The organism is Leptospira koniambonensis, assembly GCF_004769555.1.
In the GTDB taxonomy this organism is placed as follows: Bacteria; Spirochaetota; Leptospiria; order Leptospirales; family Leptospiraceae; genus Leptospira_B; species Leptospira_B koniambonensis.
This window is the reverse complement of record NZ_RQFY01000004.1, coordinates 1,651,859-1,665,043: the sequence shown is the minus strand read 5'-3', so window position 1 is coordinate 1,665,043 and position 13,185 is coordinate 1,651,859. Positions and strand designations below refer to the sequence as shown.

12 protein-coding genes are annotated in these 13,185 nt (G+C 38.0%); 3 read left to right on the top strand and 9 right to left on the bottom strand.

What is annotated here, in order from left to right; all coding sequences use genetic code 11:
- Positions 1 to 14 precede the first annotated feature (14 nt).
- From EHQ52_RS11850 to EHQ52_RS11830, 5 genes are read right to left on the bottom strand one after another with little or no spacing between them, the layout of a single operon-like run.
- Complete coding sequence (locus EHQ52_RS11850; protein ID WP_135615355.1) at positions 15 to 1,109, bottom strand: AI-2E family transporter; 1,095 nt, start codon at positions 1,107 to 1,109, stop codon at positions 15 to 17.
- Positions 1,102 to 1,629, bottom strand: a complete 528-nt coding sequence (locus EHQ52_RS11845) for a cyclic nucleotide-binding domain-containing protein (RefSeq protein WP_135615354.1) — start codon at positions 1,627 to 1,629, stop codon at positions 1,102 to 1,104. Before EHQ52_RS11845 ends, EHQ52_RS11850 begins: the two co-directional genes overlap by 8 nt.
- A 2-nt stretch (positions 1,630 to 1,631) precedes the next feature.
- Positions 1,632 to 2,189: a lipoprotein signal peptidase gene (locus EHQ52_RS11840; RefSeq protein ID WP_135615353.1), complete on the bottom strand. Its 558-nt coding sequence runs from the start codon at positions 2,187 to 2,189 to the stop codon at positions 1,632 to 1,634.
- The gene (locus EHQ52_RS11835) at positions 2,186 to 3,889 is read right to left on the bottom strand and encodes an ABC1 kinase family protein (protein ID WP_135615352.1); all 1,704 of its coding nucleotides are present in this window, start codon (positions 3,887 to 3,889) and stop codon (positions 2,186 to 2,188) included. Before EHQ52_RS11835 ends, EHQ52_RS11840 begins: the two co-directional genes overlap by 4 nt.
- A gap of 4 nt (positions 3,890 to 3,893) precedes the next feature.
- Positions 3,894 to 4,943 carry a Gfo/Idh/MocA family protein gene (locus EHQ52_RS11830; RefSeq protein ID WP_135615351.1) on the bottom strand — a complete coding sequence of 350 codons (1,050 nt, stop codon included), beginning with the start codon at positions 4,941 to 4,943 and terminating at the stop codon, positions 3,894 to 3,896.
- Positions 4,944 to 5,034: 91 nt separating this feature from the next.
- Here EHQ52_RS11830 and EHQ52_RS11825 point away from each other — a divergent pair, with 91 nt between their 5' ends.
- From EHQ52_RS11825 to EHQ52_RS11815, 3 genes are all read left to right on the top strand, one after another.
- Positions 5,035 to 6,432 carry a UDP-N-acetylmuramoyl-tripeptide--D-alanyl-D-alanine ligase gene (locus EHQ52_RS11825; RefSeq protein ID WP_135615350.1) on the top strand — a complete coding sequence of 466 codons (1,398 nt, stop codon included), beginning with the start codon at positions 5,035 to 5,037 and terminating at the stop codon, positions 6,430 to 6,432.
- A gap of 63 nt (positions 6,433 to 6,495) precedes the next feature.
- Entirely contained in the window at positions 6,496 to 6,984 is a 489-nt protein-coding gene (gene purE, locus EHQ52_RS11820) for a 5-(carboxyamino)imidazole ribonucleotide mutase (protein WP_086448343.1), read from the top strand.
- The gene (locus EHQ52_RS11815) at positions 6,981 to 8,099 is read left to right on the top strand and encodes a 5-(carboxyamino)imidazole ribonucleotide synthase (RefSeq protein ID WP_135615349.1); all 1,119 of its coding nucleotides are present in this window, start codon (positions 6,981 to 6,983) and stop codon (positions 8,097 to 8,099) included. The genes purE and EHQ52_RS11815 overlap by 4 nt, the downstream gene beginning before the upstream one ends.
- A gap of 58 nt (positions 8,100 to 8,157) precedes the next feature.
- Here the strand turns inward: EHQ52_RS11815 and EHQ52_RS11810 are convergent, their stop codons facing one another.
- The 4 genes from EHQ52_RS11810 to EHQ52_RS11795 form a co-directional block, all read right to left on the bottom strand.
- Positions 8,158 to 10,200 carry an acyltransferase family protein gene (locus tag EHQ52_RS11810; RefSeq protein ID WP_135615348.1) on the bottom strand — a complete coding sequence of 681 codons (2,043 nt, stop codon included), beginning with the start codon at positions 10,198 to 10,200 and terminating at the stop codon, positions 8,158 to 8,160.
- A 125-nt stretch (positions 10,201 to 10,325) separates the two neighbouring features.
- A complete protein-coding gene (locus tag EHQ52_RS11805; protein WP_135615347.1) occupies positions 10,326 to 11,543 on the bottom strand; it encodes a DCC1-like thiol-disulfide oxidoreductase family protein in 1,218 nt (405 codons plus the stop codon).
- On the bottom strand, positions 11,544 to 12,104 hold the full coding sequence (locus EHQ52_RS11800; RefSeq protein WP_135615346.1) for a hypothetical protein: 561 nt from the start codon (positions 12,102 to 12,104) through the stop codon (positions 11,544 to 11,546). It lies immediately after the preceding gene.
- A gap of 51 nt (positions 12,105 to 12,155) precedes the next feature.
- Entirely contained in the window at positions 12,156 to 13,154 is a 999-nt protein-coding gene (locus tag EHQ52_RS11795; RefSeq protein WP_135615345.1) for a lysylphosphatidylglycerol synthase transmembrane domain-containing protein, read from the bottom strand.
- Between the last annotated feature and the right edge of the window lie 31 nt (positions 13,155 to 13,185).

The following is a 13,185-nucleotide window of genomic DNA, read 5'->3' as shown; positions in this document are numbered from 1 at the left end:
TCAAGCTGCTTTATTCAAAGCAGCTTGTGATCTTTCATAGACCTATAAAGAGAAGCAATCGTCACCTTCAAGATCGCAGCTAGCGGAACTGCAACAAGCATTCCTGCTATACCAAGTAGACTTCCTCCCACAGTAACAGCGCCTACTACAATGACCGGATGTAAAGAAACTGCATCCGAGATAATAACTGGCTGAACAAAAAAGTTATCCACTGCTTGTGCGATCAAGACCACAACAAGAATAGCTACCATTAATTCATACATTCCCATTCCGTCGTTGATCGAATTCGGAGTAAAGATCCCAGCGCCTTGGGTAAGAGTCATGAATAATGGAGGGACCATTCCAATGATCGGCCCTAAGTAAGGAATGGAGTTTGCGATCCCAGCGAACAAAGCAAAGATATAAAAGAACTTTAGACCAATCACATAGAATCCAATCATAGATATCACGGTGATGATCGCACTTTGGATTACCAAACTTCTCAAATAATTCGTAATCTGTTCGTTGATCTTTGAAGCTACCATTAAGGTCATTTCAAAATATCGATTCGGAACAAGACTTACTATATTCTTATACACTCCATTTCCATTTAACAAAAACAAAAATGCAAATAATGGAGTAACCACTAAATATCCTATCAATGTAGGAATTACAGAAACTAAACCGCTTACCTGAGCGTGAATAAACTCCGCAGCTTGTTTTACCAATTCATCAGGACGGATTGTATCTTCCCAGCTAGCTGGATAATCATTAAATCTAAGTTGGAAACCAACTACCAAATACTTAAATTTTGCATCATCTATATCTTGCTTCCAGCTCTTCATGATAGGCTGCAAAGTAGAAACGATCGGAGGTGCAACCTCTGTCGCAATTAGATAGATAGGAAGGCAGAGTAAGAAGATAAGTATTGCTACCGAAACAATCCTGGGCACTCCCAATGTTTCGAAGTAGTTTATGGTTCCGTTAAATATATAGAACAGAATTAAGGAAAGAGCGATCGGCACTATAAGAAGTTGCAGACCAATTACAAAGAATACGATAGCCGCTCCGACTAAAAAGAAAAATATAAATCGGATTACGTATGTAGAAAGCGGTTTCGTATCAGGCATTTTTTTGTTTGCCCTTATAATATGCTTTTTCCAATAGCTGATTGGTTTTTTGAAGTCTTTCTACAACAACCCCAGTAAGGCTTAAGAGTATCTCAATCCCTATCTTAGGTTTTGTTTCTATAATTTCTTTTAAGTCAGGTTGAAAAAACCCGAGTAATGTAGAAGGTTCTTGTGCAATCGCAGTTGCCGTCCTTCTTTCTTCGGAGAATAAGGAAAGTTCTCCGAAAAATGAATGTTGGTCTAAATGGGCCAGATCCAATTCTACTCCTTCTCTTACAGAACGGATTGCGACCTTGCCGTCAAAGATCATATAAAATCCTGCTCCGGCTTCTCCCTGTCTGAAAATTTCCTCTCCTTCGGAATATTGCCTAACGTGGACGAGTCTTGCAATCTCGTGCAAGGTCCTTCTTTTTAGTTTTCCGAATACAGAAGTCTCTCGAAGGAAACGTATGATCTCTGGGTTAGAGGTTCCCTTCTTCTTTATTATCTTTTTCCAGATGGGGAGTTGTAGAAAATTCAAAACTACTTCTTATCCTCTTCGATTTTCATGGTCAGGATCAGTATTACCAATCCAACACTCACGCAGGAATCTGCGAAGTTGAATGCAGGCCATCTATCAATTAAAAGCCAGTTCGGCCAATCGAAGTCCAAAAAGTCCACCACTCCGATAAATCTTCCTTCGTAACGATTTTCTACGAATCCGAACTCTGCTCCGATCCCAATAATTTTTACAAAAAACTTATCTATAAAATTTCCGAATGCTCCGGACATTACAAGCGCCCAACCGGCAGGATGCCCTAGGTCTGAATTTTTCCAACGATATGCAATTAGAACTAAGATAGCAACTGCAGTCAGGGACAAAGAGGTTCTTGGAAATCCCTGGAAGAGACCCATCACAAAACCGGTATTGAAAGTCAGAGTTAAACGGAAAAAATCTCCCATCAATTCGACAGGGTTATGAGGTCTTAGATATAGTATTGCGATGTATTTGGTAACCAGATCTATAACTGTTCCAACAATCACACTGATGATGAAGATAGGCGGGTATACCTCTAAGAATTTCTTTTCGAAATATTTCACTGACGATTCCTTTTAGAGCTGAATTTATTTTTGATAACGGATAGAGCAAGGAGGATTCCGAAGAAAACGGATACCCCGTAAGCCACCATTGCTTGAGTTTCGATCCCTTTATCTAATCTATCGGTTCCATAATGGATACCAAAAAGTATAAATGTTGTGCTGATGATCTGATGACCTAAAGAATACATCTTCTTAGTATGTTGTTCTAGGTCCGGAAGTTTATAGGCCTGTTTGCCTCGGTTTAAATTTTTAACCGCCTGTAATAATTCTCCAGGAAGAGAAACTGCCTGGCCCCAGATGCCACCTTCCTGGACCAGGACCTTCTGCCATTGGTTCTCTCCTTGGAAGACAAGACCCTTAAATGGTTTTTCTCCATAATCTAAAACGGTTCGATATGGATCTAAACTTGCAGTAATTCCAACCAGTAGACCAAGCACTCTCTCTAACGGAACAAGAGCAGTCGGCAATTGGATCATTCTAAGAAGTCCACGAAGACTGGAATTGATCTCTTTTAAAAATTTCAGATCTTCCGGTGTGTGGATCTGTTCAAACTTTATATTCTTAAATGAATCCGTATCAGATAAGAACTTAGAAAGTTTTTCCATGGAATAACGGACTACTTCTTCTAACTTTTCTCTATCCGCTTTTTTAGAAACAAGTCCTAGCTCATCGAGAGCCTCAACAAGCGCAGGATAATCCTTTGTCATTGCACATAAGATTATCTTTCTAAGAGCGACAGCTTGGCTAGGAGGGATCTCCCCCACTGCTCCGAAATCTATAAAACATAGTTTTTCATCCGGAGTATAGATCATATTTCCTGGATGAGGATCTGCATGATAAAACCTATATTCAAAAATCATAAGAATATAAGCTCTGATCAAAAGATCTACTGGCCTAGACTTTGCTTGTCCTTTTTTTAATATGCCGGCTTGAGTGATCCGCTTCCCTTCTATAAATTGAGCAGTCAAAACACTTTTGCCACTCCACTCAGGAACAAGTTTGGGAAAAACATAATCAGGCTCTTCTGCAAAATATCTGGCCATACGGTCCATGGACTCAGCTTCTAAACGAAGATCTGTTTCTCTTCCTACTAATTTTGCAATTTCCTTATGAACTATTTTGAAATCGAAAGTAACTAAGAATCGATTAATCCTTTTCAGGAATTTACGAACTGCTTTCAGATCTTTTTCGATTATCTCTTCGATGCCCGGGTATAAAATTTTAACCGCTACTTTCTCCCCCTTAAAGGTGGCAGAATGAACTTGTGCAATGGATGCGGAAGCCAAAGGTGCTTCCGAAATATCAGGGAAAACTTGTGCGATTTCTTTTCCGAATTCTTTTTTGAACCTTTCCTTAATTTCAGAAAAAAGATGAGGAGGAACTCTATCTTGTAAGTCCTGCAACGGTTCAGTAAAACTTTCAGGAAATAGATGAGATAGTGATGCGAAATATTGGCCAAGTTTTACATACACTCCCCCCATTTTTAGGAAGAAGTCTCTGCACTCTAAGCCCAACGATTTATAAAATTCTAATTCTCTTTCTTCTCTTGATTTGGAAGAAAGAAATAATCTTACAAATTTATAATACCAGAATAGACCGAATATTTTTTTCCAAAGAAAAAAGCTGCCACGATAGTATCTTCCTCTCGCGGAATAAGAAGGCAATTGATTTGAATTTGTAGATTGGGAGCTTGGAGGCATAGGTTTAAATTTCGGAAACCGTTCTGATTTCGGCGCCGGTTTTGATCTTATGTAAAAGTTCCATGATGCCTAAATTTTCTCCGATATCACCGGTCATTCTTTCTGATTTCCCCGTAAGAACATTACGTATCTCCGCGTAAAGATTCATAAACGGGTTCGATCCGAGGATTGATTTTTCGGGAAATGAGACTTCCGTCAAACTATTAAATCCCTTGTATTTTTTAGAAGGTTTGGAAACGAAAAGTCTCATACCATCATTGGAGAGAAGGATACGGGCCTCCTCGGTCATAATATCCATCTCGAATTGGAAATACTTTCGAGCACCCCCAGCTTCCAAGAACACCGCTTGCCCAGACTTATATTCCAAGAATGCGAGAGCCCTATCCTCGATGGGGATACCCTTACGTCTAGTCAAAGAAGATCGGATCCTATCCGGTTTCCCCAAAAACCAATAAATCAAATCAACTGCATGAGTTCCATCATGGAATAATGGCCCTGTTCTTCCTTGGAATGCCCGGCCAGGGGCCAAGGCAGAAGTCAAAACAGAAGCGCGGATCGTACGAATTGGTCCATATTTTTGAGAGTCCAAAACCTCTTTGGCCCATGCATATTTGGGATGGTATCTTCTCTCGTGATTGATCCATATACGTATCCCTTTCTTGCGGGAAATTTTTTCCAGGTCCTTGGCTTGTAAGAAAGTTTCACAAACCGGTTTTTCGATCAGAAAATTTTTAACACCCTTTTCGATCCATTCGATCGCATTTCTATAATGAGATTCAGAAGGACTTGAGATAATTGCAAGATCAGGTTTATATTTAAAAGGAAAATGATCAGGACCTGCGAAGGTAACGTGTTCGGAAAGTTTCCACTGCTTACAAAACTTCTCCCTTTTATCCGGATTAGGATCCACTCCTCCCACTAACTCAAAATTCTTTTTACCCCAAGAGGAGAATAGGACCCCGGAATGAGTGCAAGGTTTGGACCGATACGGATCTTTTTCCAAGGAAGAAGCGATCCTTCCCAAACCGATTAATACAACCTTGGTTTTTCGCATCCCGCATACTTGAAAACTAGAACCGAGAGCTTGCAAGAGGAATTTTTAAAAATAGACTGCGAGTATTTTAGGTAGGAAGATATTGGGTCTGATGAAAGCCCCATTCCAATACGATCCGGAAACAGTAAGAAGGATACTAGAAAGTGTCTCCGACTTCTCCTTCCAAAAAGAATCGGAGATCGAAAGTATTAGCACCGCATCCGGAATGGTGGAACCTGGAACCTTATTCGTACCTCTAAGAGGAAACAGGGACGGACACGAATTTATATTAGATGCTTTAGAAAAGGGAGCCTCTTATTTTTTATGCGAGAAGGATCATCCAATCTTAGAAAGTCTCACGTCAGAACAAAGATCAAAAGCGATCCAAGTCAAAGATACATTACTCGCGCTCGGAAAACTTGCTACATTCCATAGATCCAGATTTAATCCGATCTTGATTGCAGTCACTGGATCCAGTGGAAAGACCACTACAAAAGAGATCTTATCCTCTTGTCTTTCGCCATTGGGAGAAGGTTTACTGGTCACAGAAAAAAACTATAATAATGAGATCGGCGTTCCATTCACATTATTTGGGATCAACTCCAAGACAAGATATGTAGTATGTGAGATGGGAATGAACCATGCTGGAGAAATTTCCAGGCTTACCAAAATGGCAAAACCTGATTATTCACTCATTACTACGATCGGAACAGCACATATAGAATTATTAGGCTCCAGAAAAGGGATCGCAAAAGCAAAAGCAGAAGTTTTGGAAGGAATGTATAAAGGTGGAGTTTTATTCTATCCTGAAACTGGAGAATATAAGAATTTTCTAAAACGAAGATGTCTACGTTATGGTATCAAATTCAAATCGGTTCCGCTCAAAAGAAGAATAGAAATTTTAGAAACAAACCGAGAAGGATTTAAAATTTCCTTTTTAAATTCTACTCTGGATTGGAGTCTCCCTGGGATCAAGTTATTAGAAAATCTAGCGCTATGTGTTTCCGTTTTGGAAGATATGGGAACTCCTACAGAATGGATACAAAACGGGATCAAAAATTTTAGATCCGGCGACAAACGATTGGATTTCCAAGTAGGAAATTATAAAATCCTAAATGATACCTATAACGCAAATAGAGAATCCATGTTATCTTCTTTGGAAGCATGTTCACAGATCTCTGGCGAAGAAGGATTTTACGCAGTACTAGGAGACATGAAAGAAGTAGGAAATTATTCCCGTAAGTTCCATACTGAGATAGGAAGTTTTGCAGCAGGTTTAAAAAATTGCAAAGGACTCTTTCTATTCGGAACAGAATCTTCTCATGCGTTAAAGAGTTTTCGGAAAAAAGCGAGTCAGGGACTTCTATCCTTCTCCTTTCCGGGCAACGAAGAAGGACTCAAAAACTTAGTAGATACAATTCGTAAAGAAGTCCCTTTCGGCTCTTATCTATTAGCAAAAGCTTCCAGAGGAATGAAATTAGAAAGAGCCGTAGAAGAATTAAATTCATGAACCAAGGTGCCCCAAAGTGTTTTCGGGCTTGCCGGTGGATCGATATTAAAGGAATTTGCAAGTGTGAAAACGAAAGTAGCTATTATAATGGGAAGCAGTTCCGATTGGGAAACCATGAAAGAAGCGGTCTCCATCCTGAAACAATTCGGGATTGAAAGTCATACTGAAATCGTATCCGCACATCGTTCTCCAGAACTATTATTTGAATTTTCCAAATCTGCGAGATCCAAAGGTTTTGAGATCATCATCGCAGGCGCAGGTGGAGCGGCTCATCTTCCTGGAATGGTAGCATCTCTCACTACTCTACCCGTATTAGGAGTGCCTGTTCAAAGTAAGGCGCTGTCCGGAATGGACAGTTTGTTATCCATAGTACAGATGCCAGGTGGAGTTCCGGTAGGAACACTTGCTATCGGAACTGCAGGAGCAAAAAACGCAGGACTACTTGCTGCAAGAATATTGTCCCTGCAAGACGAAACATTATCACAAAAATTGGAACAATACAGAAACGATATTAGAGAAGAAGCATTGTCCAAAAACAAAGACCTAATATGACAAAAATTCTAGTTCCTCCTGCAAGGCTTGGAGTGATGGGATCAGGGCAACTTGGAAGAATGTTCGCCCAAGAAGCGATCCGAATGGGTTATCTTGTATCCGTTTATTCTCCAGAAAGAAATAGTCCTGCATCCTTAGTAGGAGCTTCTGAAACAGTTGCTCCTTATGAGGACGAAAATTCACTTCAAACATTTTTGAAATCAATAGATGCGCTTACATTCGAATTCGAGAATATACCTGGCGCAGAACTGAACTTCATCTCAGAATATTCTAAAAAAAATTCTCTTCCAGTTTTCCCAAGTACGGAATGTATTCGGATCGCACAACATAGGATCCGAGAAAAAACATTATTTTCTAAATTGGGACTTCCTACTGTACCTTTTTATCCGATCACAAATAAGGCAGAAGCAACAAAAGCAGCTGAGACTTCCAAGTTCCCTGCGGTTCTAAAAACTTCTTCCTTTGGTTATGATGGAAAAGGACAAACCAAATTTAAAACCAAAGAAGAATTTAGAGCATGGGTTGGTTCACTAGGACAAGAGCCGCTTGATCTGATCTTAGAAGAATGGTATGAATTCGATAAAGAAGGTTCTGTGATCTTAGCTCGAGATCAAAAAGGAAATATACTTTGTTTTTCTCCTTCTGAAAATATTCATAAAAATCATATCTTAGATCTAACTATTCACCCTGGAAATTTTTCTGACTCTATCAAAAAACAAATGGTAGAATCAGCTAAAATCCTAGCAGAAGGGATCGATTATGTTGGAGTATTCGGATTAGAATTTTTTATCAAAGGTGATAAGATCGTTCTAAATGAATTTGCTCCAAGACCGCATAACTCAGGACATTTTTCTCAAAACGGTGCAAGTATTTCTCAATTCCAGCTGCAATTAAGATGTCTTACCGGACTTCCACTCCCTGCAGAAATTTCTTCCCAAACTTCTTCCATGAAAAATATATTGGGACAGGATTATCTTCCTGATTCTGATCTTTGGGCAAAGTATCTTGCAGATGAAAGATATACTTTGCACCTTTATGGTAAATCAGATCCAAGGCAAGACCGTAAAATGGGGCATTGGAATTATGTGGGAGAAAAGCCCGAAAAGGCTTTTTAGAGATTGGAAAATTAGCTTAGGCGTTTAGCCTAAGCCATTATCCGGAAATTTACGATCCTTATTTCGGATCGTATTTATCTCCTAACCAATAAGAGCCCTGAAGAGAAATGTGATTACTATCTCTGTACAACAATTTCCCATCTTTAATTGCATAACAATATTGATCGTCGCAAAAATTTTTCCAAGTCTCCCATAGTTTCACCTTAGGAAATTCTTTTAAAACTGAATTTACTAATTCATGATATTCTAAAGTTCTTTCATTAAAATCTTTCCGGTCTATCTTACAGACTTTTTCAGGATCTTCGAATTCGAGCCGGAAAGGTCTCAAAGAAACACAACGTTTAGGATCAAATCCTATTTCAGGGACGTCAGTCACAAAAACGATTTCTTTTCCTGCAACGGTCAACCTTCTCAATGTATCGCGCATTGCTTCACGAAAAGCTAGATTAGGATCTGTTATATCAGGCCTTAAACGATATTTTGCCGCGCCAACTGCATTCGCCTCCAGATTTCCGTAACCATGACCGGTTAAGTATCTAGGACCTCGGCTATTCAATATGATCTTAGTGATCTTAGGATTTTTTTCCAATAACTCTAATGTGTTATTCTCTCTCTCGCAAGGTCGCTTAGGATCTGCTTCTATTCCAAAAAATGGAGGGCAGCCCCCTAATCCCATATGTAATAAATTCGAACCTTGATTAGAAAATTTTTGGATAAGCCCGTAAGCTAAAGCGTTAGCATGACTGTCTCCAATCAAAACTGCATCGGGCTGCTTATTCAGATCACCAACAAGACAATATACTAAGTTTGATCCGTATTCCGATTTAAATTTATCCGTACATTTTTGGTCGGAGATCATCCAACCTTCAAAAATTTTCGCGTTCTCGCTGTATTTAGAAACACGATAGGACCATCCGTCTTTTTTATAAATGGTCTGACCAAATAAAGCCGCGAAAATCAGTAATCCAGACAATGAGGCGAGTATCCAAGTGCTCTCACGAAAACGTAAATTCTTTTCTACATAATGCCAAGTTAAGAAAGAGAACAGGAAAGAAAGAAATACTGCAATTATTCTCCAATGAAGCGCAGGAGCCCCTGATTCCAAAATCGCAGTGAAAGATAATAAAGGCCAATGCCATAAATATAAAGGAAAACTAATTAGTCCTACAAATACCATTGGCTTAGTCGCCAAAATTCTTTTATTAACGATCGCTTCAGGGCCGGATGAAATAATTAAGACTGCTCCGAGCACCGGCAGTATCGCTGCAAAACCAGGAAAAGGTGTATCCTTGCCATAGAGTAAAGCAGGCAATACTATAAACATAATACCTAAAATAGAGCGTATATTGTTTATCTTAGGATCATTCCATTTAGAAAAAGATAATGGTTTATTTAAAAACTCAAACTTCCCAAAAGAAGCAGGAAAAAAATCTTTAATTGATCCGGTTTTATATAATTGTGTCCAGGCGAGAGTAGCTCCAAATAATAATTCCCAAACACGAGTATAAGGTAAATAGAAAGTATATATTGGATTTTTCTTATATTCGGACAAATTCCAGATTAAGGAAATTCCTGCACAGACTATAGTCATGAAGAACAAATTAAATCTAAAACGCCAAGCCACATATAGAGCCAGAGGCCAGACTATATAAAACTGCTCCTCAATACCTAAGGACCATAAATGTAATAAGGGTTTTAATTCAGCTGCTACGTTAAAATAATCCGATAATTCATCTAAAAGAGCTATATTAGAAAAAAAGAAACTTCCTGCGAAGGTGTGTCTTCCTAATTGTTTATACTCTTCTCCCAATAATACAAAATACCCTAAAGTCAGACAGAAGGTTAAAACCACTAGTAACGCGGGAAAGATCCTTCGTATTCTTCGTGAATAAAAATCAAAAAAATGGAATGTACCTTTTTGGAGATTTTTAAAAAGGATACTTGAGATCAGGTATCCGGAGATTACAAAAAAAACGTCAACACCTACAAATCCACCCTGTATCACAGTTGGGAAGGCGTGGAATAGAACTACGGAAAGGACTGCGATCGCTCTTAAACCGTCGATATCCGGACGATAAGTCACTGCGTCGTTATGTTTCATGATTTTATTTTAAGGCTCTTGTAAAAGTGAGTTTAAAGGGGAGTTAAGGCATTCTCACTTTTGTAAGACAATGCGCAATCATTTAATCACAATTTCAACTTAGCTAAAGTTGACAAGAGATCACTTCAATTTGTCTTCCCAAAGATCGAATATCTATATTTAGAAAAGACCCAATACCCCAAATCCCTAAAGAATTTTGGGATCAATATAAAAATCCAAAAGAAAGAATAAGTAGAACCAGACGCTGCTAAAGTCCTTAAAAGAGCATCAGATCGAAAGTATTGTTTTCCCGTTCCTTTATCCTGAAAGACAATAAATGAGTCCGACACTTTGCCAATTTCGGCCTTTGGAAAAGTATCTAAGTAATTAAAACTCAAATTCGCGGCTCCGCCAGAAGAAACGATCGATTTCACTAGTGAATTTGAAATAGCACAATTCTTATCATAAAACACCTGCCCTTCTGCCTGAAACGGTTTTAGGATTCTATTTAAGAGTGGAGTATAATTAAAAAATAATAGAAGGATCGTAATATTCTCAATAAAGATAATATTCATTATTAAGAAAATACTAATATGAAATCCAATGAGAGAAAAGATTAGCAAACGTTTCGGCCATTTTTTCAGAAAAGGAAATAGCAACGCCAGAAGTTCCAAAACAGTGGAAAATGCCAAAATAAAATACAATGTCCAATTCAACCAGCTTTGAGAAAGATAATAAGCACCAATCCCTGTAGAAGGAAATCTAGTAGGACGGATCATCCCATGTAGTATCCAACCTTTCATTATTTCCGGATGGAATACTTCTGGAAAACCTATAAATAATCTTGCAACGCCTATATACACATATTCTAAAATTGGGACCAAAAGAATAAGTAATATCGAAGCCTTATAGACTTGAGGAGTTTTCTCATTTTGTAAATCCGGCTTTTGGAGGCTCAATGAATCCAAACAAGGAGTCAAAGATAAGGAAAACATAATATAAACTAAAAAAAGTTCCCTATGATCCACATGTCCGCCAAATCCCTTCTCAATACCTAAAAAGATTGCGAATCCCAAATAAGAAGCGTGGAGAGAAAGTTTATTTGCTCCAAATATCGAACCGGTCAAAAAAGTTAATAAAAGGATTTTAAAGGTCAATAAAAACCCAGCTGAGTTAATCCCGATCCAATAATCAGAGGGAATGAATTTGAATATTCCTTGGGGAAAAAAAAGGCCAGGATCGAGATAGGATAATGCCAAAGTTCGATCAAAGAATACATGCAAAAATACGATCGTAAAAACAAAAATACGTGCGAAACCCAAAGTTTTAGAATCAGCATCATCATGCAAAAGGATCTTTTTCATTTAAAACTCCACTGCATAAAGTTCGGTCCTTAAAATACTAATTCCATCCGGAGAAGCAGTTTTATAGAATACGACCGAATTTACTTTTTTTGCATATTTACCATGGTAATAATTTCTTACTGAATTTGCCCAAAGCTGAGCTTCTTTTTTTCCATGTTCTTTCTTTGAATTATTTTCCGAATCTAACTCCTCTCTTAATAATTCCAGTCTAGTACTTAAAGAAGGCTGACCGATCGCAGAAAAGGAAGATACTGGATTAAAGTCTTTCTCTTCTCCATTTTCAAGTTCAACAGTCCAAATGTAACTTTCTCTGACTTCCCTCTTTTTTCCCAACTGAAACATTGCAAAACGAGCGAGAGGATAGAAGCTAACTTTTTGAGGAAAAAAATACTGCCATCTATCTAAAACTTGCACTGTTGTCCAAAGAAGGACGAATGTCAAAAACCAAAAGACCTTAATACGATCTAATACTTGAAAATATTCTAAAATTCTAAATTTAAAGAATAAAAGCCAGAGAACAAATATAAGAGCAGCTGTTTCCAAGCCGGCTTTAATTGCCAAAACAATCAATTCGTTATTCGAAAAATTATACATAAGACCCGGTAAACTCTTTTACTTTGCAAAACCTTTCTTCGACTTTAATAAAAATCTCCAAATTTCAAAGCAAGCTCCAAGCAATGCGATTAAAATTTGTATCGCAAATATCAAGAGCGAAAAAGTGACCGCGGTAGATTTATCAACGCCCAAATAGCCCATGAGATAAATATGCCCTAATTCGCGGACCCCTAAACCTCCGACAGTAATCGGCAAAGCACTCAATGTTAAGACGATCGATCGCACCCAACCCATATCGATATAATCCATTTCGATACCAAGACCAATTCCTAACACATACGAGCTAAGTATAAAGATCAAATGTGCAGACAAATATCCGAAAAACATTAATGCTACAGAACGTTTTCCTAATTTATGATATACTTGGATGGCTTCTTCGATCTTATCAACTCTACTTGCTATAAAATGTGGAAAATGATTTCGAACGAATTTGAATATAAACCCAAACAAACCAAAAACATATGGGGATAGAAATAATACTATCAATGCAAAAAATGCGAATGTAAACAAACCAATTAATGGAATAGAATCTTTTAAAACTTCCGGGATGGTATTAATTTTGATCAGAAAAAACACCAAGGTGCTAAACGTAATAAAGAATAGCTGAACTATTTTTTCGAAAAAGATAATAGATGCGGCTTCCCACCCCTTTCCTTTTTCAGGCCCCCTATATCGAAACCAACGGATACCTGAGCTAAGCACTTGGGGAAGTATCATAACATAAAGTCGCATAGAGAAATTTATCTTTATGGATTCCCAAAGTGAAATATCAATACCACTTACTCTTAATGCACGATTTGTAGTCATCGCAGGGATCACTATAGAACAAATCGTACTTAAACAAAAAGAGACCAGAAATAGTGGAATACTGAATTGTAAAAGTGCATCCCAAACAGATGCAAAATCCACGGTTAAGAAGACGTAACTGCCTAACGCGATCGCGAATAATATTCGAAGAAAGAAAAATAAATAACTTTTTATATGTTTAAGGTTCATCTAAAGAACAATTGTTTTTGAAAAGTGGATA